Annotated in this window: 21 protein-coding genes and 1 riboswitch; of the genes, 4 read left to right on the top strand and 17 right to left on the bottom strand. The window is 50.2% G+C overall.

The annotated features are described in order from the left end of the window. Nucleotides 1-45 precede the first annotated feature (45 nt). From ACQKD4_RS03765 to ACQKD4_RS03745, 5 genes are all read right to left on the bottom strand, one after another. Complete coding sequence (locus ACQKD4_RS03765) at nucleotides 46-1,260, bottom strand: MDR family MFS transporter (protein ID WP_427372517.1); 1,215 nt, start codon at nucleotides 1,258-1,260, stop codon at nucleotides 46-48. A 100-nt stretch (nucleotides 1,261-1,360) separates the two neighbouring features. After that, nucleotides 1,361-2,194, bottom strand: coding sequence for a MetQ/NlpA family ABC transporter substrate-binding protein (locus tag ACQKD4_RS03760; protein WP_427372516.1), 834 nt, complete (start codon nucleotides 2,192-2,194; stop codon nucleotides 1,361-1,363). A 30-nt stretch (nucleotides 2,195-2,224) separates the two neighbouring features. Then, nucleotides 2,225-2,887: a methionine ABC transporter permease gene (locus ACQKD4_RS03755; protein WP_427372515.1), complete on the bottom strand. Its 663-nt coding sequence runs from the start codon at nucleotides 2,885-2,887 to the stop codon at nucleotides 2,225-2,227. Then, the gene (locus ACQKD4_RS03750) at nucleotides 2,877-3,905 is read right to left on the bottom strand and encodes a methionine ABC transporter ATP-binding protein (protein WP_214693486.1); all 1,029 of its coding nucleotides are present in this window, start codon (nucleotides 3,903-3,905) and stop codon (nucleotides 2,877-2,879) included. Before ACQKD4_RS03750 ends, ACQKD4_RS03755 begins: the two co-directional genes overlap by 11 nt. Nucleotides 3,906-3,982: 77 nt before the next feature. Next, a riboswitch (SAM riboswitch) is annotated at nucleotides 3,983-4,089 on the bottom strand. Between the two features lie 450 nt (nucleotides 4,090-4,539). Continuing rightward, nucleotides 4,540-4,797 carry a thioredoxin family protein gene (locus tag ACQKD4_RS03745; protein WP_214785793.1) on the bottom strand — a complete coding sequence of 86 codons (258 nt, stop codon included), beginning with the start codon at nucleotides 4,795-4,797 and terminating at the stop codon, nucleotides 4,540-4,542. Between the two features lie 180 nt (nucleotides 4,798-4,977). On the opposite strand from ACQKD4_RS03745, the gene ACQKD4_RS03740 reads away from it, so the two are divergent. Then, nucleotides 4,978-6,033 (top strand): PTS transporter subunit IIC, encoded by a 1,056-nt coding sequence (locus tag ACQKD4_RS03740; protein ID WP_427372514.1) that lies wholly within the window; start codon nucleotides 4,978-4,980, stop codon nucleotides 6,031-6,033. A 44-nt stretch (nucleotides 6,034-6,077) separates the two neighbouring features. On the opposite strand, the gene gcvH is transcribed toward ACQKD4_RS03740, so the two are convergent. The 6 genes from gcvH to ACQKD4_RS03710 all read right to left on the bottom strand — a co-directional run bounded on the left by gcvH (nucleotide 6,078) and on the right by ACQKD4_RS03710 (nucleotide 13,132). Continuing rightward, a complete protein-coding gene (gene gcvH, locus ACQKD4_RS03735; RefSeq protein ID WP_012726861.1) occupies nucleotides 6,078-6,461 on the bottom strand; it encodes a glycine cleavage system protein GcvH in 384 nt (127 codons plus the stop codon). Nucleotides 6,462-6,509: 48 nt separating this feature from the next. Next, nucleotides 6,510-6,863 carry an arsenate reductase family protein gene (locus tag ACQKD4_RS03730; protein ID WP_214693491.1) on the bottom strand — a complete coding sequence of 118 codons (354 nt, stop codon included), beginning with the start codon at nucleotides 6,861-6,863 and terminating at the stop codon, nucleotides 6,510-6,512. Between the two features lie 47 nt (nucleotides 6,864-6,910). Continuing rightward, on the bottom strand, nucleotides 6,911-7,642 hold the full coding sequence (locus ACQKD4_RS03725) for a hypothetical protein (RefSeq protein WP_427372513.1): 732 nt from the start codon (nucleotides 7,640-7,642) through the stop codon (nucleotides 6,911-6,913). A gap of 89 nt (nucleotides 7,643-7,731) precedes the next feature. Next, complete coding sequence (locus ACQKD4_RS03720; RefSeq protein WP_427372512.1) at nucleotides 7,732-9,516, bottom strand: acyl-CoA dehydrogenase family protein; 1,785 nt, start codon at nucleotides 9,514-9,516, stop codon at nucleotides 7,732-7,734. Nucleotides 9,517-9,529: 13 nt separating this feature from the next. Further along, nucleotides 9,530-10,702 (bottom strand): acetyl-CoA C-acetyltransferase, encoded by a 1,173-nt coding sequence (locus tag ACQKD4_RS03715; RefSeq protein WP_012726865.1) that lies wholly within the window; start codon nucleotides 10,700-10,702, stop codon nucleotides 9,530-9,532. An 18-nt stretch (nucleotides 10,703-10,720) separates the two neighbouring features. Further along, nucleotides 10,721-13,132 carry a 3-hydroxyacyl-CoA dehydrogenase NAD-binding domain-containing protein gene (locus ACQKD4_RS03710; RefSeq protein ID WP_427372511.1) on the bottom strand — a complete coding sequence of 804 codons (2,412 nt, stop codon included), beginning with the start codon at nucleotides 13,130-13,132 and terminating at the stop codon, nucleotides 10,721-10,723. Between the two features lie 214 nt (nucleotides 13,133-13,346). Here ACQKD4_RS03710 and ACQKD4_RS03705 point away from each other — a divergent pair, with 214 nt between their 5' ends. From ACQKD4_RS03705 to ACQKD4_RS03695, 3 genes are all read left to right on the top strand, one after another. Further along, nucleotides 13,347-14,249 carry an SDR family oxidoreductase gene (locus ACQKD4_RS03705; RefSeq protein ID WP_214820570.1) on the top strand — a complete coding sequence of 301 codons (903 nt, stop codon included), beginning with the start codon at nucleotides 13,347-13,349 and terminating at the stop codon, nucleotides 14,247-14,249. 123 nt (nucleotides 14,250-14,372) lie between these two features. Next, nucleotides 14,373-14,921 (top strand): YcxB family protein, encoded by a 549-nt coding sequence (locus tag ACQKD4_RS03700; protein WP_214760095.1) that lies wholly within the window; start codon nucleotides 14,373-14,375, stop codon nucleotides 14,919-14,921. A 70-nt stretch (nucleotides 14,922-14,991) separates the two neighbouring features. Then, nucleotides 14,992-15,564 carry a YcxB family protein gene (locus ACQKD4_RS03695; protein WP_427372510.1) on the top strand — a complete coding sequence of 191 codons (573 nt, stop codon included), beginning with the start codon at nucleotides 14,992-14,994 and terminating at the stop codon, nucleotides 15,562-15,564. Between the two features lie 15 nt (nucleotides 15,565-15,579). Here the strand turns inward: ACQKD4_RS03695 and ACQKD4_RS03690 are convergent, their stop codons facing one another. The 6 genes from ACQKD4_RS03690 to secA2 all read right to left on the bottom strand — a co-directional run bounded on the left by ACQKD4_RS03690 (nucleotide 15,580) and on the right by secA2 (nucleotide 24,627). Beyond that, the gene (locus ACQKD4_RS03690; protein WP_214795503.1) at nucleotides 15,580-16,497 is read right to left on the bottom strand and encodes a proline dehydrogenase family protein; all 918 of its coding nucleotides are present in this window, start codon (nucleotides 16,495-16,497) and stop codon (nucleotides 15,580-15,582) included. Nucleotides 16,498-16,654: 157 nt separating this feature from the next. Further along, complete coding sequence (gene trhA / locus ACQKD4_RS03685; protein ID WP_051829405.1) at nucleotides 16,655-17,326, bottom strand: PAQR family membrane homeostasis protein TrhA; 672 nt, start codon at nucleotides 17,324-17,326, stop codon at nucleotides 16,655-16,657. A gap of 95 nt (nucleotides 17,327-17,421) precedes the next feature. Then, nucleotides 17,422-18,864, bottom strand: a complete 1,443-nt coding sequence (locus tag ACQKD4_RS03680) for a carbon starvation CstA family protein (protein ID WP_427372509.1) — start codon at nucleotides 18,862-18,864, stop codon at nucleotides 17,422-17,424. A 175-nt stretch (nucleotides 18,865-19,039) separates the two neighbouring features. After that, nucleotides 19,040-21,325, bottom strand: coding sequence for a bifunctional 2',3'-cyclic-nucleotide 2'-phosphodiesterase/3'-nucleotidase (locus ACQKD4_RS03675; RefSeq protein ID WP_427372508.1), 2,286 nt, complete (start codon nucleotides 21,323-21,325; stop codon nucleotides 19,040-19,042). A 129-nt stretch (nucleotides 21,326-21,454) separates the two neighbouring features. After that, complete coding sequence (locus tag ACQKD4_RS03670; protein ID WP_427372507.1) at nucleotides 21,455-22,261, bottom strand: SLAP domain-containing protein; 807 nt, start codon at nucleotides 22,259-22,261, stop codon at nucleotides 21,455-21,457. Further along, entirely contained in the window at nucleotides 22,261-24,627 is a 2,367-nt protein-coding gene (gene secA2, locus ACQKD4_RS03665; protein WP_427372506.1) for an accessory Sec system translocase SecA2, read from the bottom strand. Before secA2 ends, ACQKD4_RS03670 begins: the two co-directional genes overlap by 1 nt. Between the last annotated feature and the right edge of the window lie 163 nt (nucleotides 24,628-24,790).

Below are 24,790 nucleotides of genomic sequence, written 5' to 3'. Positions count from 1 at the left end.
TAGAATGATAAAAGTTGAGAATGCTAATAGTAGGAAATCAAGACATTATCCGGCATTTTCTTCGACGAGTGCGAGAACGGCTTTCCGCTCTCGTACGGCGGCAGCGAAGAAGAAGGCACCACACCCCGTCAAGAGCGCCAAACTTCCGAACACCGGAAGCGATGATTGCCCGAATGTATCGAGTAACACCCCACCGATAATCGGACCGATTGTCTGACCGAGCGACGTCAATCCCATCGCCCCAAAATAAGTTCCCCGTAAATGTTCGGGCGCCAGTTCATCCGTCAACACGTCCGTCATCGTGAACATCAACACCTCGCCGACCGTGAAAATGGCCATCGCGACAAAGAGTACCCACTCCACCGTCGCAAATCCGATGAGCAGAAGTCCGAACGATAATGTCGAGATTCCAAAAAAGAGTGACTTGATGGGAGAGACACGAATCCCGAAACGCATAATCGGATACTGGACGATGAGCACCGTGATGGCGTTCGTCGTCAATAAGTATGCAAACAATCTCGAACCGTCTTCCAACCCGTCGCTTAATGCGATGAATTGAGGGAGCGTCGAATTGAACTGACTGTAACCGATAATTGCAAAGATCATTCCGATGATAACCGCACGGAATGTCCGGTCGTCTCGTAGGACCCGGAACGTCTCAGTCAAGCGTGGCCGTGCCTTGACCCCGTCTCCCTCTTCAAACGGATACTTATAAAACAAGATTGAGATGATGATTCCATACAATATGTATACTGCCGTCACGATAAAGAATGCGGTCTTTACACCGGTGAGTGATAGGACGACTGCCAAGAGTGGCCCGATGGCCGCGGCGATATTGATCATAAAGTAACGGACGTTATAGACGATGACCCGTTGGTCTGCCTGCGTCGTGTCACTGATGAGTGCCCGCGAAGCCGGTTCTAAGAAAGATCGCGACATGCCCATCAACATCGATAACATATAAAACCAAAACAACTCGGTCGCGAGCGCGAGACCAGCGAACGTGACCGCATTGAGCACGATGCCGATCAACATGAGCTGTTTTCGCCCATATCGGTCAGAAAGCGTCCCCCCAAAGAAGCTCATGAACAGACCCGAAAGTGCCGTCACGGCAAAAATCGTTCCAATCACACTCGCCGAAAAGCCGAGCGTGGCCAGATAGATCGCAAAAAATGGCATGACGAAAAACGTCGCCAGTCGTGCAAAAAACGTCCCGAACAGGACGCCCCACGTCAGTGGATGAATCTGTCTGAGCTTCATCCAAATCCCTCCTTTTCTTTCATATATGTAGTGTACTTCTCTTTATGAAAGAACACTAGACAAAAAAAGACTCAGGGGATGACCCCTGAGTCGAGACTGCTTATTGTTGTACCGGTACGACCGCACCTTTGTATTCGTCTAAGATCCACTGTTGTGTCTCTTCAGAAGTCAATACTTCGAGGAGTGCTTTGACACGCTCATCTTCTTCGTCTCCTTCACGTGTGACGATCAAGTTGACGTATGGTGAGTCTTCGCCTTCAAGTGCGATGGCATCTTCAAGTGGGTTAAGACCTGCGTCGATGGCATAGTTCGTGTTGATGAGGACCGCATCGCCTTCTCCGTTGTTGTAAGCTGTCGGAAGAAGTGCTGCTTCAACGTCTGTTTTGAACTTCAAGTCTTTCGGATTGTCAACGATGTCAGAGACTGTCGCATCGACCGTCTTGCCTTCAGCAAGTGTGATGAGACCTTCTGATTGGAGCATCGTGAGAATTCGTCCGTGGTCAGCGACCGATGAACTCATGATGATTTCTGCGCCTTCAGGAAGTTCGTCGAGCGATTTGTATTTTTGTGAGTACACACCGATTGGCTCAATGTGAACGCCACCCGCAGATGCGAATTTGTAGTCTTTGTTTTCAGCCATCTGTGACTCAAGGTACGGCTCATGTTGGAAGTAGTTCGCATCGAGCTCACCGCTTGCGAGCGTCTTGTTCGGAAGCACGTAGTCTTGGAACTTCTTGATTTCGAGTTTGTAGCCTTTTGCTTCATATTCTTCTTGTACGTGCTCTAAAATCTCAGCGTGCGGTACGTTCGACGCACCGACGATCAATGTTTTTTCATCGCCAGAACCTGTTTCTGCATCTTCCCCGCCGCAAGCCGCGAGAACTGTGAATGCTGATAAAGCTGTCAATCCGAGTACTGTTTTCCAAGTTTTCATTATAAATCCCTCCAAATGGTTTATGTGTAATTAAGCTGAACGTTTATCAATTTTTGTAACGAGTCGGTCACCAATGAACTGGATGACGAACACGATGAGTAAGATGAGCACCGTCGCCACGAACGTGACGTCGTTTTGTGAACGTTGGAACCCTTCCAAGAAGGCCAAGTTCCCGAGTCCGCCTCCTCCGACGACACCGGCCATCGCCGTATAACCGACGATTGCAACGATGGTCACCGTGAGTCCTGAAACGATTGCCGGAAGTGCTTCCGGAATCAACACTTTATAAATGATTTGCCATTTCGTCGCGCCCATCGATTCCGCTGCCTCGATGACACCGCGGTCGACTTCACGAAGGGCAAGTTCGACCATACGGGCGTAGAACGGTGCAGCTCCGATGATGAGTGCCGGAAGCGCCGCCGTCGAACCGAGCATGGTACCAAGCAGGAACAACGTGAACGGGATGAGTAAAATGATTAAGATGATGAACGGGATCGAACGGAACACGTTGACGATCGCGCTGACGAAGACGTAAATTGGACGATTCTTTAATAATAGCGATTCGTTTGTAATATAAAGAATCAAACCTAAAGCGAGTCCAATCACAAACGTCGCGACACCCGCGACGAGCGTCATGTATAACGTCTCCCATGTCTGTTCCATCATGATTTGCCAGTCTACGTTAGGAAACATCGCTTTCCACCTCCACTTCTACTGATTGCGAACGAATCGACGCGATGGCGCGTTCGATTTCTCGTGCTTCCCCAATCAATTGGATGAATAGCGTGCCGAGCGCACCGACTTGTGACTGAGTCACGTTCCCGCCGATGATGTTGAATCCGATGTCGTGCGTCTTAAGGACGTCAGACAAAATCGGTTGTTCTGCCGTTTCGTTCAAGAATTTCAATTTGACGATTTGTCCACTCGGATAGCGTGCTTTCAAATGTTCGAACGTGAGCGACAGATCGTCGACCGCCCCGATTTGTTTCACGAATTCTTTTGTGATCGGCTGCTCCGGATGTTGGAACACATCGGAGACTTGACCTGTCTCAACGACTTTCCCTGCCTCCATCACGGCGACGCGATGACAAATCTTTTGGATAACGTGCATCTCATGTGTGATGAGGACGATTGTCAATCCGAGTTTCTTATTGATGCTGACGAGCAGTTCAAGAATCGAATCCGTCGTCTTCGGGTCGAGCGCGCTTGTCGCTTCGTCACAGAGGAGCACCTCTGGATTTGTAGCGAGCGCGCGGGCAATCCCGACTCGCTGTTTTTGACCGCCGGATAATTGTGACGGATAGCTGTCTTCGCGACCTGATAGTCCGACGAGCTCGACGAGTTCCTGGACCCGACGCTTCCGCTCACTTGCCGGTACCCCAATCAATTCGAGTGGGAAGCTGATGTTTTCTGCGACCGTGCGCGACCACAGAAGGTTAAAGTGCTGGAAGACCATCGAGACGTTCTTGCGAACTCCTCGTAATTCTTTCGGACTGAGCTTCGTGAGCTCACTCCCGGCGACCTCGATTTCACCGCTAGACGGTGATTCGAGACGGTTGAGCAATCGGATGAGCGTCGACTTCCCCGCCCCCGAATATCCGATTATTCCAAAAATTTCACCGCGATCAATCGTTAGTGACACATCATCGACCGCCTGGACACGACCATTCTTCGTATCGAACCATTTGGCGACGTTTCGTAATTGAATCAATTCCTTTCCCTCCTGACAACAAAAAAAGCGCGCACGTTTGAGCAAACGTGCGCACTTTATCGTACGGACAACGATTGCTCTCATCTCTCAAGGTTTCTCACCTTGCTGGAATTAGCACCATTTCGGATTGCTCCGCGGTTGCTGGGCGTCATAGGGCCAGTCCCTCAGCCTCTCTTGATAAGAGTGTTGTGTATTCGATTAGCTTTATCATAGCGACAGCTTTTTCTGCTGTCAAATCATTTTTTCAAAAAAATCAAAAAAAGGTGTCGTCCGAGGACGACACAGAACGTAGCACCTTGAGTCACGGAAGGACAGCCCATAGATGAAAATCTTTTGCCCGTTCAAGATTTACATCCTTATATGGGGGAGATTCACCAATCATCACTCGATCTTGATTTGGACCGTGCGATTATACGGAACGTCTTTCTTCGCTTGATTTTTTTGGGGGACAATCGAAGGGAAGACTGACGTGTATTCGTATAAAGGTAGCAGCGGCTTCACCAAAACGTCTTGATGTCGGGAATATCGCGTCCTATTTTGTGTTCAAGTAAGATGTTGTAATGAATATACCATTCGTGAACTTTCTGTGTCAACTGATTATTTAAAATTTTCAGATTATTCTAATGTTCCTCTCTCACTTCACGAAAGAGAGGACGTGTTGAACGTTCTGAAAAGCGTAAAGACGATCCCGAACCTCGCCATTTTCAAGCTTTAACAGCGCTGGGACACTCATCACCTGATAGGCTTCAAGCTCGTTTGGGATATAGTTCGCATCGCGCTTTTCAATCTGAATTTCAGGGTCGACCGCCTCGACGACCGTCAACATTTTCTCCGCGACAGCGCATGTACCACACATCGGCGCGTATATATATAAGAATCCGTCTGTAATCATTTTTCTCACCTCTCCTGTCATTATAAAGGTCGATAAATATGTATTCAAAATTCGTGCTCTCGTGAAATTTCAGAATTTTTCAATGATTCTCTTGACTCTTCTGTCTGATAGGAATAATATGGGTTCTAACTTTATCGCTTTTGTACATAACAGTAAAAAAGAAGGACAGGTGAATGAATGATGACGGAACAAGCAACTGGTACGACAAAGCAATTTACGATGAACGTCTTAAACGGTCTCAGTATGGCGATTCTGATCGCCCTCATCCCGAGCGCATTGCTCGGAGAATTAACGAAAGCCATACTCCCTTATTTTCCGTCTCTTCAATTCATATTGGATGCGACGACGATTGCGATGCGCCTCCTCCCGGCCATTATCGGTCTTGCCGTCGCCATGCAGTTCGGACGATCGATTTTAGAGGCTGGAACGATTGCCATCGCAACCTATGTCGGCAGTGGCGCCGTTCGAATTAATGAAGGTGCGTTCGTGATGGCCGGAATCGGTGACGTGATCACAGCCGGTGTGACCGCTGCGATCGCTACGATTCTTGTCATGAAGCTCGCTCCCCACTTGAAGACGTACACGGTCATCGTCATGCCGATGACAGTCATTGTCGTCGCAGGGGGCATCGGTGCCTTCTTATTGACGTATATCTCACAGATCACGACATACATCGGATACCTCATCATGACGATGACGGCTCTTCAACCGGTTCTCATGGGCATCTTGATCGCGATGGCGTTCTCGCTCATCATCGTCTCGCCGATTTCGACTGTCGGGATCGCGACCGCGATTAGCCTATCAGGCGTTGCGGCCGGTGCGGCAAACCTCGGCGTCGTTGCCGCTGGATTCGGTCTCGCCATCGCAGGGTGGCAGGCGAACGCGACCGGGACATCGATCGCCCACTTCCTCGGGTCACCGAAGATTCAAATGGCAAACTTCGTCCGACGCCCGATTATGATGCTTCCGATTTTGGCGAATGCGGCCATCCTCGGTGCGCTCGCTGGTATATTAAGAATCGAGGGAACTCCAATCAGTGCAGGGTTTGGCGTATCTGGACTCATTGGACCGGTAAATGCGTTACATCTCATGCCGGGCGGATTCGCCTTGTTCAACGTGCTTCTTGTGATCGTCTTGTTCGGGCTTATCCCGGTCGGACTCGGAATTTTCTTCTATCGTGTGTTCGAACGGGCGACGCTCGTCAAATCGGACCACTACCGACTCGATTTCGAGTAAACATTTAAAAACCGGCTTCTCCAATTAGGAGAGGCCGGTTTTACTTATCCTTGAATCATCGCTTCATATTCTTCTGCAGACATGAGCTTGTCGAGGTCTGACTCTTCCGTCAACTCAACTTCGATCATCCATGCATTTTCAAACGGTGACTCGTTGACGAGTTCTGGAGAATCTGCAAGGTCCTCGTTTACTGCTGTGATGCGTCCTGATACTGGCGCATACAACTCAGAGACTGTCTTCACTGATTCGACTGAACCGAATGGCTCGTCGAGCAAAATCGTACCGTCAACTTCTGGGAGTTCCACAAACACGATATCCCCTAGTTCGCTTTGTGCGAAATCCGTGATGCCGATGCGGGCTTTTGTTCCGTTCACTTCTACCCACTCATGTTCTTTTGAATAACGTAAATTTGCTGGTACTTTGCTCATCCTAACTTCCCCCTCAAATAAATTAGACTCACATCTGTATTATAGCACTTAGCCCCAAACGTCCGTAAAGGACTTTTCTGAAAATCCGACCGTCGTTTTTTCACCATTTGTGACGATTGGACGCTTCAAAAGCATACCATTGCTTGATAATAGCTCGAGTTGTTCGTCTTCTGATAGATTTGGTAGCTTGTCTTTGATGCCTTCGTTCCGATAGACTTGCCCGCTCGTATTGAAGAATTTCTTAAGCGGCAAGTCCGATTGTTTCCAAAGCTCGGCGAGTTCTTCTTTCGTCGGTGTCGATTCGACGATATGAACGTATGTATACTCGACGCCTTGCTCTTTCAACCATTTTTCTGCTTTTTTACACGTACTGCATGGTGGATAGCCGTATAGTGTCACCATCTGTTCATCACCTCTCTCATCAATGTAGCACATCTAGAGAAATCAATTCACGTCTCAAGCAACCGTTCGATTTCTCGCTTCATCGTCGTATTAACCGCATGTCGCTCTTCGATAAAACGTAAGATGACCGCCGCTGCAACAGCTGACCTGCCATATCCTAATACCCCGCCCAACAAGAAAGAAATCATCTCAGGATGTCTCGTCTCGACCCGACGTGTCGGATTGAACGGGTCCCCTTGCCCACCGAGCGCCTTCAAGACGTTTTGAACGGCCGCGACTTGGACAAGTTCGAATCCGGCGAGCGTCTCGCCCCGACGTTCCCGAAGCAAGCCGACATATAGGTTCGTCAACGCTTCTTCATAGTAGTAAGCCGTCGCTTCACGCGCGATCTCGAGACGTGGTGACGCGAACACGTCGAGTGCTTCATCCCGTCGCCAGACGACCCGTCCTGGTGTATAGGCGATCGTCGCGAGTTCATGTACTTCAAAGACAGCGAACTCACCATAGATGCCGTCATGATACATGATCTTGTGCCCATCTTTCGTGTTTTGGAATTGATAATGAAGCGGCTCGACTTCAAGCCAGTCAAGTCGGTCGATAAAGCGTGCCTTCTGCCCGTCCTCGACAATCAAAAAGAAATCGAGGTCCGAGTAATCATCCAACCGCTCCGTCTCTTGTCCGATCGACCCTAATGCAAGCAGCATCAGCGTCCCTTCGTGTGCGGCAACCGATTCTCCGATTCGTTCCATTCGTTCAAGCAATCTATCGCGTGTTCTCATCGTCTCTCCCCCTCGTTTCTATTGTACGTGGCGAACAGACCAAAAAGAAAGGGCCGACCGCGTCCGGTCCACCCTTTCTGTCGATTGAATTACACGATAAACTTGTTCGCTTTGATGAGGCTCGCAGCAACTTCACGCTTCGTCCCGATCACATTGATCGGCTGGTAGCGGCTGAACTTCTTCATTGCCGAGAGAAGCATGCGCTGCTCGTCACCAGACGCCGCTGCATACAATACTTCTTTCGCCATGAGTTCGACTTGTTTGAACACTTGTTCCGCAAAGATTTCTGTGTAGCGGACTTTGAGCGTGTTCTTCTCTTCGCCTGTGCGTGCGATCGCTTTGTCTGTACGAGCGATGGCTGCTTCAAGCGCGTAGATGGCACTGATCATGTCTGCGATCTTCGCCAAGATTTCTTGTTCATTTTGAAGGTCTTGTTGATACTTCTGAACCGCTGTACCTGCGACCATCAAGTTGATCTTCTTCATGTTCGAAAGGAGCATCTTCTCGCGTGCGAGCGGTGAGCCGTCCAATTCTTGTGGCATGTAGCTCATGAGCTCTTTTTGAAGTTTTTGTGCTTCGGCGAGGAGCGGCAATTCACCTTTCATCGCTTTCTTAAGAAGCGTACCCGGAACGATCAAACGGTTGATTTCGTTCGTTCCTTCGAAGATTCGGTTGATGCGTGAATCACGATAGAGGTTTTCGACTTCATACTCTGCCATGAATCCGTATCCACCATGGATTTGGACCGCTTCATCAACAACGTAGTCAAACGTTTCAGAAGCGAATACTTTGTTGAGTGAGCATTCGATCGCATATTCAGCAATCGCTTGTGCGACTTTTGATCCGTCACGCATGTTCTCGTCACCAAGTGCGTCGAGGCTATCTTGGAACAAGCCGCCCGTGCGATACACTGAGCTTTCCATCGCATAGATGTTGGCTGCCATCGTTGCCAATTTCTCTTGGATGAGTGGGAATTGGCTAATTGGTGTCTTGAACTGCTTGCGCTCGTTCGAATATTGTACCGAAAGGTCGAACGCACGTTTTGATGAACCGACCGCACCGACTGCAAGTTTATAACGACCGACGTTCAAGATGTTGAAGGCGATGACGTGACCTTTTCCGATTTCACCGAGAAGGTTGTCGACTGGTACTTCGACGTCTTCAAGGATAAGCGTACGTGTCGACGATCCCTTGATCCCCATCTTCTGCTCTTCTGCGCCAGTTGAGACTCCTTTGAAGTCACGCTCGACGATGAAGGCACTGAACTTGTCGCCATCGATTTTCGCGTAGACGACGAAGACGTTCGCAAAGCCAGCGTTTGTGATCCATTGTTTCTCACCGTTCAAGACGTAGTGCGTGCCCGCCTCGTTCAAGACAGCCGTCGTTTTCGCACCGAGGGCGTCTGACCCTGAGCCTGGCTCTGTGAGCGCGTAAGCCGCGATCCATTCACCTGTCGCGAGTTTCGGCAAGTACTTGTGCTTTTGCTCTTCTGATCCGAAGAAGACAATCGGGAGTGTCCCGATTCCGACGTGTGCGCCGTAGCTGAGTGCGAACGAACGAGCTTTCGCGAAACGCTCCGTGATGATCGAAGAAGAGATTTTATCGAGTTGGTAGCCGCCGTACTCTTCTGGAACGTCTGCTCCGAGGAGACCGAGCTCACCTGCTTCTTTCAACAATTCGACAGAGAGGTCGAACTCGTGTTTCTCGATGCGCTCGAGAACCGGCATGACGCGGTCATCGACGAATCCCGCCGTCGTGTCCCCAATCATCTTATGCTCATCTGAGAAATCCTCTGGTGTGAAGAGACGCTCTGCGTCGAGTGCGTCAATGACAAAGCTACCGCCTTTAATCAATTCATGTTCTGTACGTTCCATATCCGATTCCCCCTTAAAGTAATTCGAAGACACCAGCCGCGCCCATTCCGCCGCCGATACACATCGTGACAACCCCATACTTCTCATTGCGTCGTTTCATCTCATGCAAAATCGAAACAGAAAGTTTTGCCCCTGTACAGCCAAGTGGGTGACCGAGGGCGATAGCGCCACCGTTCACATTCACTTTCGATGGATCGATTCCGAGTTCACGGATGACACCGAGTGATTGGCTCGCGAACGCTTCGTTCAACTCGAACAATCCGACTTCTTCTAACTTCACGCCAGCCATTTCGAGTGCTTTTGGAATGGCGACGACTGGACCGATTCCCATCACTTCCGGACGGACACCGCCGACTGCGAACGAGAGGAACTTAGCCATCGGTTGTAACCCTTGGCGTTCTGCTTCTTCACGATCCATGACGAGGACTGCTGCCGCCCCGTCTGACACTTGTGAGGCGTTACCCGCCGTGACCGAGCCTTTGATTTTGAAAGCTGGGCGAAGTTTACCGAGCGCTTCGATTGTCGAATCGGCACGGACACCTTCGTCATGCTTCACGACTTTCTCCACTTCTGCGACTTTCCCGTCTTCACCGAGTACGTGCTCGATGACCGTCACAGGAACGATTTCTTCCTGGAACTTTCCACCTGCGATCGCTGCAGCGGCTTTTTGGTGACTGTTGATGGCAAACGCATCTTGGTCTTCGCGCGAGATGTTATATTCAGCCGCGACACGCTCTGCCGTATGACCCATGCTCATGTAGTACTCTGGTGCCGTCTCCATGATGTGTGGGTTTGGACGGATGACGTGACCACCCATCGGTACTTGGCTCATCGACTCCATACCGCCGGCGATGATTGCCGTCGCTTGACCGATCATGATTTTCGCCGCCGCATCTGCGATGGCTTGAAGACCTGACGAGCAGTAGCGGTTGATGGTGATCGCTGGAACTTCGTGCGACAGTCCCCCCCGGACCGCCGCATAGCGAGCGATGTTCATCCCTTGCTCCGCTTCTGGCATCGCACAACCCATGATGACGTCATCAATCGGGCCTTTATATCCTGAACGCTCAAGCGTTGCCTTGATGGCATATCCCGCGAGCTCGTCCGAACGAACGTTACGGAACGAACCGCGTTTTGCTTTTCCGACCGGCGTCCGTGCGCCGGCTACGATGACTGCTTCCCTCATCTGTTATGTCCCCCTTTATCAGTTCCGTAGTGGTTTGCCTTTCACGAGCATATGTTGCATCCGTTGTTGTGACTTCGGCTCCCCGATGAGGCTCAAGAAGGCTTCACGCTCGATATCGAGGAAGTACTGTTCATCGACGAGCGTACCGTATGCCAAATCGCCACCACTGATGACGTGTGCGAGTTTCTTCGCAATCTTCAAATCATGCTCTGAAATATAACCGCCGTAGAACATTTCGTACGCCGCGAGTTCGAGCGTCGCTTTACCCGTTTGACCGACGACTGGCAGTTTCTCACGAACCGGTGCCGTATATCCATCGGCAAGTTCGAGTACCGTCTGTTTCGCATCGAACGTCAAATGATCACGGTTCATCGAGATCCCGTCAACCGCACGGTGGTAACCGAGTGTCTTCGCATCAAATGCCGATTTCGATACTTTCGCCATCGCGATGTTCTCGAACGTCTGTTGCGCAGCCTTCTCAATGTTTTGCATCGATTTTGGCGTCTGTTCAAGGAGTCGACGATACGTGTTGACGTTTCCGCCTCCACCCGGGATGAGACCGACACCGACTTCGACGAGACCCATGTATGTCTCAAGCGCGGCTTGCATACGTGCTGCCGGTAAGCTGATTTCTGTTCCGCCACCGAGCGTCATGCCGTATGGTGCGGCGACGACCGGACGACTTGAATAACGAATCTTTTGAACGACTTGTTGGAACTTGTTGATGATCCAATCGAGTTCGAACCAGTTCTCGTCTTCTGCTTCCATGAGCATCATCGCAAGGTTCGCACCGACACAGAAGTTCTTGCCGTCGTTCGCGAGGACCATTCCTTTGAAGTCTTGCTCGACACGATCAATCGACTGTTCGATCATCTGCATGATGTCGACACCGATTGCGTTGTTTGGTGATGTGAATTCGAGTGCGACGACGTCATCGCCGATATCGACGAGGCGTGCCCCACCGTTCTCTAAGATGATGCCGTTTGATTTTGCGAGTGGCTTGAGTTTCAATTCTTTCGGGTTGACGGTCTTCTCGACATACGCCTTCGACGCTTTATCGTAATACTGGTCTCCCTTATAGAATGACGTGTTACCTGCAGCAAGCATCTCATCGATCCATGCCGGGACTTCGTAGCCTTCCGCTTTCATACGCTCGACTGATTTTTCAACACCGAGGGCATCCCACATTTCGAACGGTCCGAATTTCCAACCGAAGCCCCACTTCATCGCATCGTCAATCGCAACGATTGTGTCTGCGATCTCTCCAGTAAGACGTCCCGAGTAAGCGAGCGTCTTCGCCGTGATTGGCCAGAGCAGTTGTCCGACGCGACCTTTGTTCAAGATGGCACCTTTCAACTTCGCTTTCGAACCAGGAAGTGATTTGATTTGATCAAGTTCAGGACCTGTAATCGCTTTCAATTGTTCGTATTCGAACGTTTGAAGATTCAATTCCTGAATGACCTTTCCTTCTTTTTTATAGAAGCCTTGACCGGCCTTTTGTCCGATCCAGCCTTTTTCCACGAGTTGCTTCATTTCTGAAGGTACGTCGAACGTGTCCTTCTCTTCCCCAGCTTCGAGCGTCTCGTAGACGTTACCCGCCACGTGAACGAATGTGTCGATTCCGACGACATCGAGTGTGCGGAACGTCGCTGATTTCGGACGACCGATGAGCGGACCTGTGATCGAATCCATCTCTCCGATTGACGCGTTTTGCTTGAGCATCTCTTCGAACGTGACGAGGAGACCGTATGTCCCGATGCGGTTACCGATGAAGTTCGGCGTGTCCTTGGCTTCGACGACACCTTTCCCGAGACGGTCTTCCGCGAAGCGTGACATGAAGTCGATGACCGGGCGTGCTGTCTTCTCCGTCGGGATGAGTTCGAGCAACTTCAAGTAGCGCGGTGGGTTGAAGAAGTGCGTTCCGAGGAAGCGTGATTTCAATCCTTCCGGAAGGGCACTTGCCATCGCTTCGATGGAGATCCCTGACGTGTTCGAGCTGAGGATCGCATCTTCACGGATGTAAGGTGCAATCTTCTCGAAGAGCTGTTGCTTCACATCGAGGCGCTCGACGACGACTTCGATGACCCAGTCCGCTTCTTTCAAACGCTCTAAATCATCTTCTAAGTTCCCGACTTCGATGAAGTTGAGATGGTCGGCTGTCGCAAGTGGTGCCGGATTTTGTTTCAATAGCTTCTGACGGTTTTCTGAGGCGATGCGATTTCGTACTTCTGGTGACTCGAGCGTCAACCCTTTCGCTTCCTCTTTTGCTGTCAATTCACGTGGTACGATGTCGAGCATGAGCGAACGAATCCCCGCGTTCGCCAAGTGAGCCGCAATCCCCGCCCCCATTACTCCTGAACCGATGACGACCGCAAAACGAATTGAGTTCGTCAAACGGAGGTCGGTTGATTGTTCGATGTGACTCGTCATAGTGTTCCCCCCTAAAATGAGAATGAATAGTGATTCATTTCACGCGTAAAAAAAATCGCAATCACCATCGTGTTTACTCTTCTATCATAAATGAATGAACATTCATTCGCAAGCGTTCATTTTTCAATTTCATTCCATTTTTTGATTGAACGATTAGTTTTCAATCGATGTGGTATAGACAAAAAGAGTCAAATTTAGAAAGGGGAATGTACGCATGCGCGATAATCGTCTGAACACTGCAGGTAGTCGAAAGGATTTTGAGTCGTTTAAAAAGGACGCACAAGAACAGGCGCATCAACCAGGAATCGATTCGAAGATGGAGCCCTTCCCCATCTATGAACGGGAAGACTATAAGGGAAGTGACAAGTTAAAAGACAAGGTCGCGATCATCACCGGTGGGGATTCCGGGATTGGGAAATCGGTCGCCATCTTCTTCGCCCATGAAGGTGCGAACTCGGTCATCGTTTATAAGGACCAAAACGAGCTCGAGGACGCGGAAGCGACGAAAGAACGGATTGAAGACTTGGGCCAAGCCTGTCTCTTGCTACAGGGAGACCTCGGGGAATCTTCCTTCTGTCAACGAATCGTCGAGGAGACGCTCGAGACGTTCGGTCACATCGACATCCTCGTCAATAACGCCGCCGAGCAGCATCCGCAGGAATCACTCCTCGACATCTCGGACGAACAGCTCGAGAAGACGTTCCGCACGAACATCTTCAGCATGTTCTACTTAACGAAAGCCGCGCTCCCCTACTTAAAAGAAGGAGCGAGCATCATCAATACAACTTCGATCACGGCATATGAAGGAAACGATCAGCTAATCGACTATGCGTCGACGAAAGGTGCCATCACCGCCTTCACTCGCTCGCTCGCCAAAAACTTGGCGGACAAAAAGATTCGCGTCAACGGGGTCGCCCCGGGACCGATTTGGACACCGCTCATCCCGTCGACATTTGACGCAGAGAAAGTGAAATCGTTCGGGGATTCTTCCGGTATGAAACGTCCGGGGCAACCGGCTGAACTCGCACCTGCATACGTCTATCTTGCAAGCGATGACTCGACGTACGTCAGTGGTCAAGTCATTCACGTCAATGGTGGTACAGTGATTAATGGATAATTTTGAAACAGGCTCAGTCATCATGTACTGAGTCTGTTTTTATGGGAAATTAATCCACTACATGATACAGTGGTTAACAGATATTACTTCGTTAATCAGATGAAAGGAAGGAGTTAATGATAGATGATTCATTATCAATTGACAAAAAATGATTTTTTCATGCTACAAAAAAATTTTATTGAAAACTCGGTTTCGGAAAAACGGAAATCTTTACTTATCACGATTGTACTCATGTTGCTGACAGCTTTTTATGGATTTGCCCTCGCAATCACCTTGTTACCTGAAACAATGTCCGCCGCCATCATCCTCATACTCGCTGTCGGTACCGCTGTTGTAGCACCGCTTCTCTTGTTCCCATTCTTCAAGAAAGTGCATTTTACAATTAGGCTGAAACTATTGCGTTCCATATTTCGACAGGAATCGAAATGGCCACGTGACTTGACATTATCAATTTATGAGAACGGAATTGAAGTCAACTCTCTCCACAACGCCGTCAATAAACAGGTTCGAGTCTCATGGAAAGCAATTGAAAGAGTAAGTGAAGACGAAACCAACTATTATCTATACATCGAAGCGACGGAAGCAATTATTATACCGAAGCGAAAGTTGCGTGAGACTAATCAAACAACCATCAATCACTTGTTACAAAAATACTTAAATATCACTCTCTAAACAACTATATTCAAGGTTCAATACTCCCTAGACATACATGCATATGACAAACTACAAAGGAGCAGATGTTATGGTCACCACGTACAAACTGACGCTTGAAGATTTTTCAGCTTTCCAAAACGACATGATTCACCATTCTGATCAACATAAACGAATTCGCAGCGTATGGTTGAAATATATGAATATTCCGCTATTCGCGCTTGGGTTCATTGCTACAATCTTATTATTTCCTAATCTCGAATCGACGATGACCAAATTGTTGATCACATTCGGAATTGGGATGTTGTTCGCCCTATTACTTAGACCGCTGTTAAAAGATTTACATGCCCCACTCTACCTTTGGCAGATCCGTCGCACCCTCAAAAAACAGAACGTTTGGCCAAAAGACATTAAGCTTCAGTTTTCTGAAACTCATGTCGAAATGCAAGCCGTTCGCGGTAGTATCCACCGTACGACACAAATTCCTTGGACATCTATTCTTCGCGTATATCAAGACGAGTCGTATCGCTTCCTTTATTATGAAGAGGATGAAGCTTTGATTATCCCGAAAATGAAAGATGGGATTACCGAAGTCGAACAAAGTGAAATCGATCGGATACTCGAAAAACATCTCCACACAGAAAAGCACACAAGTTCAACGTGAACTCGTGTGCTTATTTTATTTCTTCACCATTCCTTTTAATACGAACGCCACGTTCGCCGGACGCTCCGCGAGGCGGCGCATGAAGTAACCGTACCAGTCACGGCCGTATGGCACGTAGACGCGGACTTTATAGCCTTGGCGTACGAGCTCGAGTTGACGCTCGACGCGGATGCCGTATAACATCTGGAATTCGAACTGGTCGAGTGGGATGTTGTTTTCTTTGACGTGCTCGATGACGGCGTCAATCATATGGTCATCGTGTGTCGCGATGGATGCGTAGTTCCCGTTCGCAAGATGGAGTTTGACGAGCTTCACGTAGTTATGGTCGACGTCCTCTTTTTCAGGGAACGCGACCGTCGCCGGCTCTTTATATGCCCCTTTGACAATCCGGAGGTTCGGCTTGAGCGGTGCGAGGTGATTGATGTCATCTTCCGAGCGATACAAGTACGATTGGATGACCGTTCCGAGACCGTCAAATTCAGCTTTCAGCTTCTTGAACAACTCGAGTGTCTTCTCACAACGCTGCTCATCTTCCATATCGATGGCCACAAAGACCCCGACTCTTTGTGCGACCGTCAAAATTTGACGCATGTTGTCTTCAATCAACTCGTCCGAGATGTCGAATCCGAGTGACGTCAATTTAAGGGACATATAGGCGTCTAATTGCTCTTCTGCCATAATTTCAATCGCACGAATGATTTCGTCACGATTCGTATTCGCTTCTTCCACCGTCTTAATAAATTCCCCGAGGTGATCGACCGTGACCGACAACCCTTTCGCGTTGAGTTCGCGAATCGTCGGAACGGAAGCCTTAAAGTCTTCCCCTGCTACAAAGCGTGATGCACCAAATCGTAGGCCATATTTCTTCGCCAAACTGTTGAGTGTTTTGTTTTGTGACATGTAGATAAATCCATCGCGCAACACTTTTTCCATCTGATTTTCCCCCTTACTTTTACACCCATCTATCTCTATGATGATGTCTGCAATTATTATGACACACAAACGTCAATTCGTCTGTATTTTTGTAACCGTTTGCAGCACTTTCTTCCCAACTTTTCAAAAAAGACAGACGCCCCGTAGGACGGCTGTCTTATAGGCTTGTCGAAGGTGCGACATAGAGCAAAATACTGAGGAAGATGAACACACTTCCCGCTAGGACGAACAAGTGCCAAATCGCATGGTTGAACGGCAGTTTTTGCCACACATAAAACACGATGCCGACCGAATAGGCAATCCCTCCTGCGAGGAGAAGCATGAACCCTTGATGACCGAGTGATTCATATAACGGACGGATGGCGATGATGCAGATCCAGCCGAGTGCGAGATACGTCACATTCGACACCCACATATACTTCCCGGTCGAAAACAGTTTCCAGACGATTCCGAGAATCGCCACACCCCATACGATCCCGAACAACGTCCAGCCGAGCGTCCCGTGAAGCGTCACGAGGGCAAACGGCGTATAGCTTCCGGCGATGAGTAAGTAAATCCCCGCGTGGTCGAACACTTGTAGCACCCGCTTCGCTCGTGGATGCGGGATGGCGTGCATGAGCGTCGAGAATAAGTAGAGTAAAATCATCGATGCCCCGAACACGCTGACCGCCGTGACGTTCCACGTGCTCCCACTTTCCGTCGCACTCATGACGAGTAGGACGAGGGCGACGATGCTGAAGATGACTCCTAAGCCGTGCGTGATCGCGCTCGCGATCTCTTCCCCGAGCGTGTCGGCATGGAGCATCTCTTTGAGTTGTTCTTGTTTCATATGCTCCCACCTTCCATAACTGTTCCCTCTAGTATGGACATTTCCCGATTTGAACGCAATCAAAAACACGGGCTACCGATTAGCCCGTGTCGAGATTATGCGACTTCTTTCACCGGAATGTCACATTCCATTTGTGCAGCCCGCATCGCGCGTGCCCGTTTGTGGAACAAGACGAGCAGCGTCAACGTCCCGAGTGTCGAAATGACATACGGTAGGACCCCGTCCAGCTTGAATCCGATTGGTGCCGTCAAAATATAGAACCAGACCGCATACAACATGAACGTCCCCGGAAGGAGCGCGATGTAATGGTTCTTCCCTTTAATGTAGAGGTACATCGCCCCGACGAACAGTGCGATGACCGCCGTCGTCTGGTTCGCCCAGTTGAAGTATTGCCAGAGCATCTGGAAGTCCATGTTCGTGAGCACATATGAGATCGCGAAGAGTGGCAGTGCGATCCAGAGACGTGATGAGAACTTCTTCTGCGCGATCGACAAGTAGTCCGCGATGATCATACGGGCGCTACGGAATGCCGTGTCGCCTGATGTGATTGGTAATACGATGACACCGAGAATCGCGAGTGTCCCACCGATGCTACCGAGCATGAGTGTCGCCACTTCTTGGACGACGAGTGCCGGCGTCCCTGAGTTGATGAGTCCGAGCAATTCACCTGGCTCGAAGATGGCCATCGCAGCCCCAGCCCAAATCATGGCGATGACGGCTTCGGCAATCATCATACCGTAGAAAATTTCACGGCCGTTGCTTTCTTTCATCGTCGTCCGCGAGATGATCGGGGACTGTGTCGCATGGAAGCCTGAGAGCGCCCCACACGAAATCGTGAAGAAGAGGAGCGGCCAAATCGGCAAGCCGTCCGGATGCATGTTCGTCAATGTCATTTCTGGGATTTGGTAGCCTTGTGCGAACAAGCTGACCGCGATCCCGATAGCACTGACGACGAGTAATGCCCCGAAGAACGGGTAGATGCGTCCGATAATCTTATCGACTGGAAGGAGCGTCGCCAAGATATAGTAGGCGAATACGCCGAAGATGACGAACATGAGCGTCGATGCGTTCCCATCAAACAAGTTGTTGATCATGTTACTCGGAGACGTGACGAACACTGTTCCGACGAGTAACAGAAGTAAAAGTGCGAATCCGTTGACGATATGACGGAGCGAGCGTCCGAGGAACTTCTCCGCTAGTTGTGGCAAGTGTGCCCCGTTATTCCGAAGGGAAATCATTCCTGTCAAATAGTCGTGTACCGCCCCGGCAAAAATCGATCCGAAGACGATCCAAAGAAATGCGACCGGTCCGTAGAGCGCCCCCATGATCGGTCCAAAGATTGGTCCGACACCGGCGATGTTCAGTAATTGAATCATCGAGTTCCGCTTTTTACCCATCGGCACGTAGTCGATGCCGTCCTGGGAAGCGTAAGCGGGCGTCGTCCGCTCTTCCTTGATGCCGAACGTCTTCTCGACGTAACGACCATATACCAAATACCCGACCAAAAGTAGTGCGAGTGCGACAAAGAATGTAATCATCTGTCAGTCCCCTTTTCCGTCCATATGTAGCTGATCCCCGTCAGCTCTTCGGTTTACATGTGTCATGTAACCGATTACATGTTTGATTATACAAGAAGATTCTATGTAATGTAAGGGTTTTCATTCACATTTTTGCCACAAAAAATGAGCCCCCATTCAGGAAGCTCATTTCCAATTAACGAAGCGCTGGTTCACCGACGTGGCCGGCACCGACGACTTTCATTTCTGACTTCGTCTGACCGTCTTTTTCACTGACGACTTCGACTGTTTGGCGAAGCTTGAGCGGTTTGACAGACAGTACATATTCCCCGTTCTCATTTGCGACCGTCTCAGCCAATACGCGATTGCCGTCGCGAAGCGTCACGTCAGCCCCAGGAGCTGTCATACCCGTCACGCGTTTTGAACCTGGTTTGATCGTATCCACCGTGAGGGTTAATACGAACTCTGGTGCTGTCGGCTCGAGACCGAGCGTATATGTTCGGAAGAGTCGACCCGCTGCATCCGCACGAGTCGCGTCTGTCGCTTCGATGCCTTCGTAAAGGTTCAAGTACTGCTTGCCGGCATCTGCTGTCTCAAATGTCACAGAACGTTTCGCGTCCGCGACAATCTTCCAGTTGTTGTCGGCTTTATAGTCCAAGTTGCTGCCGCTCGACACGATATAGTCCGAGATGACGTTACGTGTCTCATACGCTGAGCGATAGACGATGTTCTTCCCGCCACCGAGACCCGGGAATGAAGACGAACCGGCACGGTAGTTGTTCGTCGCGACCAAGAACTCTTGGTCCATCGTGATCGGTTGACCGTTATACTCGACGTTCTTCACGCGGTTTGCGTTCTCGTTGACGAGCTTCCCGCCGACATCAAACTTCGCCGGACCTGTGACATCGATCTCATACGTCAAGCCGTCGAGGACGTCGAAGTTATAGCTACGGAACTGGAGGTTGAGGAGGTTTTCCCCATCTGTCTCGATTTGGTCATATGCCCCCGCTGACATCTCGAGCCAGTCCATCACATCTTTCCCTGTCACTTTGACGACTTCAAGCGTGTTCGGATAGACATATAGGTCAGCCACGTTCTTCAAGGCGATTTGACCTTTCGGGATGTTCGTATAATAGCTCGCGTCCGTCAACTCACGACCGCCCGCTTTGAACGGCGCTCCTGCCGACAAGAGTGGCAGGCCTTTGTAAGGTGAAAGCTCAGGGTTCGTCTCGAGTTCTTTCTCGACGTACCATTTCTGTGCGTTCGTCACGAACTGGACCGACGCATCGTCACGGACGAGCGCGAAGTAGCTTTGAATATCGTCTTGAATTTGACCGACCGGCTGGTTGATGTAGTCAATCGTCGCCAAGTGGTCGTCTTCGATCAACGCCTGAATTGTCGGGTCGACCGCCGTATCGGCTGTCACCGTGTCGAGCGCAGCTGATGCGTCAAGAATCTGCCATTTGCCGTCGACGAGTTCGAGTTCGAAATCGATGACGCCGAGGTCCTTCCCTTGGTTGTTCGCCATGACGACCGGTTTGCCATTGATCGTCCCTTTTGCCATATCGACGTTCGGGAACGACGCGAACGTACCTTTCGCATCCGGGAAGCGACCGTGCTGGTGCCCCGTCATAACCATATCGAGCCCATCAATCTTCGTGAGCGCATATCCGACGTTCTCTTCGCTGTCGAGTTGTTCGTCCGCAAGTGCTGCACTTTCGCCGATGCCTGAGTGCGCGAGCGCGACGACGACGTCTGCTCCTTGGTCTTTCAACTTTTGAACCGATTCACGCGCCGATGGGATGATGTCCTCTGCCGTCACGCGGCCTTGTAGGTTCCCTGAATCCCATGACATGATTTTCGGCGGCACGACACCGAACACACCGACTTTGATTGTATGTGTTTCTCCGTCTGTGTCCGTGACCGTCCGTTCGATGATTTGGACCTCTTGTCCATCCACGTTGAACTTCGAGACGATCGGGTTGCCTTCTAAGTCTTTAACGTTCGAGTTGACGAAACGGAGCTTCCCTTTCGATCCTTCCATCGCGTTGTACAAGAATTCGAGCCCGAAGTTGAACTCGTGGTTCCCGAGTGTGACGGCGTCATAGTTTAGTGCTGCCATCGCCTTATACATCGGATGTTCGAACGCTTCATTCTTGCCCGCTTGAAGCTCACGGACGTAGTCGCCAAACGGTGTCCCTTGAATCGTATCGCCGTTATCGAACAAGAACGTGTTCGCTTCCCCAGCGGCTGTACGATGTTCATTGATGAGTGTCGCGACTTTCGTCAACCCGATTGTATTGTCGACCTTGTCTTGGAAGTAGTCATAGTTCGTGATGTTCGTATGTAGGTCTGTCGTCTCCAAGAAACGGAGCTTGACGATATCCTCATCGACCTCTGCCAAAACGTTCGGTGCCTGTAGCGGTAAAACGGTTGGTAATACGAGCGCGGTCGCGATCGACCATTTCAATGCACTTTTCATGTGATTGTCCCCTTTGTCTGGTTGATAAGTGTCTAACCATACTCAATATAACACCAGCCTCGTTGACCTTCTATTAAAATTTTGTATAAAAAAGACCCAATTTCCTTTACAGAAATTAGGTCTTTCGTCTTATGAGCGTTTAATCCGTACGGTGAACGGGCCGTCCCCTTCCATGTTCTCGAATGTGACGGAAATCGGGTAGGCATGTTTGCTGTGGACCGGGTTCTCGAGACGGATTGTCGTGAGACCGACAACTTCTTCTCCACTCATGAGTTCGAGTGGGAGTTGTTCCACATTCAAATCGTGGGCATAGCCGTTTCGGAGAAGGAGTGTCGTCGTGACACGCATCTCATCTTGTTCGACGGCGACGAGCATCATGTTAAACTCGTCTTCTCCGACCGGTGGAGTCGCAACGTTCGTGCGCATCACTTGTTGCCACGCCCCTGCCGAGAACTGTTCCATCGCCTCGCGTGAGATGGCTTGGATCGCGTCGATCGGGTTCATTTGGAAGACGAGACGAAGTGGTGATGACGAATCGATTTCTCCAAACAATTCATCTTGAAGGAAATCGAGGTAGACGGGCTTACTCGTCCACGGCTCGAAGTTCGGCAGCGCCGAACGTTCCAACACTTTTCGTCCGAGCGGCATGTTGTTCGCATCGAGCAATAAGACCGGAAGTTCGTTGATTTCAAACGAACTCGGGAGCGTGTTGCGGAACAACGCGACAATCGACAAGTCCTGACCGAGCGACTCGGCGCTCAACAGTTCGATTGAGAGCTGGTTGTCGAGAAGTGCCGGGAGTCGTTTCGCATGATAACGGAAGACGTACTCATCTTCTTTCGGGATTCCCATCTCATCATCGAAGACGAGCGTCAACTGACGCCCTTCTTCCGTTTTGCCTGTCTCGATTTGTTTTCGCTTACGAAATCCTAACATTACACTTCCTCCTCTGCCGTCTCAACGAAGTAAAGGTCGAGCTGGCATAGTTCTACCGTCACGTCACGGGCGATGTTGACATACGTCTGTTCGAAGATGTCCAACCCTTCTTTGCTGAAGAGACGACTTGGATCTTCTTGGGCATAGCTCCGTAGACCGATTCCTTCTTTCAATCCGCTCATCATCGTCAAGTGGTCCGTCCATTTCGTGTCAAGGGCACGAAGGAGCGACTCTTTCGTGAATAAGACGACGTCTTCTCGCGTAAGGCGCGCTTCTGTTTTTTGGATGATTTCTTCCATCCAATCCTTCAACGCTTCTTTCAATTCATACGTATCCGCGATGTCATTCGACCAAGTCGGCTCTTGCATCGTCAAATAGCGCAAGTCTTCTTTCAATTCGGCGACTGGCCATTCTTCCGGAACAAGTTCGTCCGAGACGTGCATGTCGATACTGTTCTCAAGGGCGAGACGCATCATGCTGAGCACGTTTTTCGTGATGGCATCCGCATCAGCATTGACGGCCTGGTCGCGAATCGTATAGATGATGTTCCGTTGTTCGTTCAAGACGTCATCGAGCTTGAACAAGTAGTCGCGGATCGATACGCCGATTCCTTCAATCGTCGTCTGGGCGTATTCCACCACATCGATCGCTTCTTTTGACGAGATCTCACCGGTCGCATTCGGTTTCAGTTTCTTCTCGACGCGCTCTAGTTTTTGTGCGGCATATCGTTTCACAATTTCATCTTCGAGCGAGACGAAGAACTCGGTCTCCCCTGGGTCACCTTGGCGCCCAGAGCGTCCACGAAGCTGGTTGTCGACACGTTGCGACTCATGACGTTCCGTCCCGACGACGAATAGTCCACCTGCTGCTTTCGATTTCGCATCGAGCATGATGTCCGTTCCGCGTCCGGCCATGTTCGTCGCGATCGTCACTTTCCCGAACTGTCCGGCGTCGGCGATGATGTCGGCTTCTTGCGCGACCGTCTTCGCATTCAACACGTCGTGTTTGATCCGTTTCTTCTTCAAATGTTTGCTGATCGCCTCGGATTGCGCGATCGATGTCGTTCCGATCAAGACCGGACGTCCCATCGCATGCAATTCGTCGACTTTTTCCGTCACGGCCGCATACTTCTGTTCGATCGTCATGAAGATGCGGTCCGGATGGTCGATTCGTTTCCGTTCACGGTTCGTCGGCACTTGCACGACGTCCATGTTGTACGTCTTCAAGAACTCTTGGCGTGACGTCTGTGCCGTACCCGTCATCCCGCCGACGAGCGGATACATGCGGAAGTAATGCTGGATCGTGATCTCCGCCGTCGTCTTATTCTCCTCGGTAATCGTAACGCCTTCTTTCGCCTCAAGCGCCTGATGCAATCCTTCCGAGAGGCTACGTCCTTCCATGATACGTCCCGTGAACAAGTCGATCAGCTCGATCTTGTCGTCACGGACGATATAGTCGACATCGAGTTCGAACAACACGTTCGCACGGAGCGCCTGGACGAGATAGTGGTAGAGCACCTGATGCGACGCACTGAATAAGTTGTCGATGGCGAACAACTCTTCGACCTTAGTGATCCCCGCTTCTGTGAACGAGGCCGCCTTCGACTCCAAATCGACTTCATAGTCCGTCTCTTCAAAGTTCGAGATGACTTGTTGTGCGAGCTGTTTCAAGCGGATGTGCGAGCGGTCCTTTTGTGCGATGATGAGCGGCGTCTTCGCCTCATCGATCAAGATGCTGTCCACTTCGTCGACGAGGGCGAAATGGAACGGGCGCTGGACGCGCTCTTCCGGCTTCCCGACGAGGTGGTCACGCAAATAGTCGAAACCGAACTCGGTCCCGACCCCGTACGTGATATCTGCCTGATAAGCGGCACGCTTCTCATCCGGTTCGATGTCCGGCACGTTCAAGCCGACCGTCAAACCGAGGAAGTCATGGATTTTACCGATTTGTTCGGCGTCACGTCTCGCCAAATAATCGTTCACGGTGATGACGTGGACCCCTTTTCCTTCAAGCGCCTTGACGTAACTCGGCAAAGCGGCGACGAGCGTCTTTCCTTCCCCTGTCGGCATCTCCGAGATGTTCCCTTCGAGAAGGGCAAATCCACCGATGAGCTGGACGTCGTAATGACGCATCCCGAGCACGCGGACCGATGCTTCGCGAACGAGGGCGAACCCTTCTTCGGCGATGTCATCGACTGTCTTTCCATCTAGGAGACGTGCCTTGAGCGTCTCCGTATATGTACGCATCTCGTCATCCGAGAGTGCTTGCATCGTTGTCTCTAATTCGTTGATTCGCGCGACCCGTCGTTCGTACGCTTTCAAACGCCGGCTTTGATCATTCGTTAATTGTTTTACAAATTGGATCACACTAATAGCCTCCATCTTTCTGTCAATTCATCTGTTACATACTCGTCTATTATAACGAAAATCGAGTGAATTCGGAGATTTTTTTACGAAAAATTCCTAAAAGTTGGTTTTTGTCATGTTAAAAACCTATAAATTTTGGTTAATTTTCAAAAAGTCTTTGTAA

Origin of the sequence: Exiguobacterium sp. NPDC077395 (assembly GCF_050269125.1) — a bacterium.
Taxonomy (GTDB): Bacteria; Bacillota; Bacilli; order Exiguobacteriales; family Exiguobacteriaceae; genus Exiguobacterium; species Exiguobacterium aestuarii_A.
Note: the sequence above shows the minus strand (reverse complement) of the source record. Positions and strands in the feature narration are given on the sequence as shown.